This is a genomic window from Chelativorans composti, from assembly GCF_039541695.1.
In the GTDB taxonomy this organism is placed as follows: Bacteria; Pseudomonadota; Alphaproteobacteria; order Rhizobiales; family Rhizobiaceae; genus Chelativorans; species Chelativorans composti.
This window is the reverse complement of sequence record NZ_BAABGS010000031.1, coordinates 1-1,479: the sequence shown is the minus strand read 5'-3', so window position 1 is coordinate 1,479 and position 1,479 is coordinate 1. Positions and strand designations below refer to the sequence as shown.

Annotated in this window: 1 protein-coding gene and 2 pseudogenes; 2 read left to right on the top strand and 1 reads right to left on the bottom strand. The window is 62.2% G+C overall.

Translation table 11 applies throughout. The annotated features are described in order from the left end of the window. Positions 1-111 (bottom strand): annotated as a pseudogene (locus ABD906_RS09840) (IS630 family transposase); the annotation flags it as partial. On the opposite strand from ABD906_RS09840, the gene ABD906_RS09835 reads away from it, so the two are divergent. Next, positions 82-747, top strand: a complete 666-nt coding sequence (locus ABD906_RS09835; protein WP_345099249.1) for an O-antigen ligase family protein — start codon at positions 82-84, stop codon at positions 745-747. The pseudogene ABD906_RS09840 and the gene ABD906_RS09835 overlap by 30 nt on opposite strands. Positions 748-863: 116 nt before the next feature. Beyond that, positions 864-1,479, top strand: a pseudogene (locus ABD906_RS09830) (IS630 family transposase); the annotation flags it as partial.

The window sequence follows — 1,479 nt, the reverse complement described above, 5'->3', positions numbered from 1 at the left end:
GCCATTGATCGGCCCGTTGAACACGCAGGGTGCGGCGAGCCGGTCGTGGCGCAGCGCACCGACGAAGGTCAGCGTGCGCCAGTGGCCGTGCGGAGCATAGCCGCGTATACGTCCGCGCGCACGCGCGTGAGCATTTGGGCCGTGATCGCCGTGGTGGCGGTACTCGGTGTTTATGCCCTGGGTACACTCGCACTCTTTGAGGAACGGGAGCTCACGGACATCAACCGCGCAATCTTTGCCAGAACAACACTGATGGGCATTTGGGACAACTGGCTGCTGGGCGTCGGTTACGGCAATTCCCAGACCGCTTACCAGATCTACGAGGATCCCGGCTCGATCTATTATTACTACGTCAACCACGCCCACAATGACTTCCTCGAGGTGATCTTCGAGGGCGGACTGCTCGCCGCGCTGCTTCTGGCGCTTTACCTCTGCCTCTTGATGGCTCAGATCATGCAGGTGCGCCATAACCAGTTTCAGAAGGCGGCATTCCTGGCGATCCTGTTTGTCCTCGCCCACAGCGTCGTCGACTATCCGCTGCGCACGATGGCGGTTGCCGTCGCCTTTGTCTACTTCAACGCCATCCTGTTCAGCCTCGACCTCAGACCTCAGGGCCGCAACATCAAGGGCATCATCGAATTGCGCGATGGCAGCAATGTCCGTCGTCTGGCGGTCACCGACGAGTTGAATGACACGAGCGCCCCCGCTGTTGTCCAGGGCAGGCATGTGAGCCGGAGGAGAGAGTAGTTGCTCCCCTTGGCAAGTCTGCCTAGAGCGGTTCCGTTTTTTTTCGAATCCGGGGGATTCCCGTTTCGCCGATTTTGTGATTCAAGATGCTGGCTGGAGGGAGGAGGCCAGCATCGATGACGCGACCTCTGTCGAATGATCTTCGCGAACGTGTGGTTCAGGCAATCGCGGCGGGCGAGACATGCCGGGTGGCTGCTGCGCGGTTTGGTGTTGCGGTCTCGTCGGCCGTGAAATGGTCGCAGCGTTACCGGGCAACAGGATCAGTTGCGCCGGCGAAGATGGGCGGGTACCGCAAATTTGTGCTGGAGCCACACCGGGCATTCATCGTCGAGCGGATCAACCAGACACCACAACTCACACTCCACCAGCTGAAGGATGAGCTGGCGTCGCGCGGGGTGAAGGTCTCGCACGACACGGTGTGGCGGTTTCTGCGCCGCGAGGGGCTCCGGTTCAAAAAAAACACTGTTCGCTCTCGAGCAGGCACGCGCTGACATCGCCCGCCGGCGGCAGCGCTGGCTGCGGATGCAGTCCAGCCTGGACCCGCGCAGGCTGGTGTTCATCGATGAAACCTGGATCAAGACCAACATGGCGCCGCTGCGGGGCTGGGGCCCCCGCGGCAGGCGTATCCGCGGCTATGCTCCGCACGGCCACTGGCGCACGCTGACCTTCGTCGGTGCGCTGCGCCACGACCGGCTCGCCGCACCCTGCGTGTTCAACGGGCCGATCAATGGC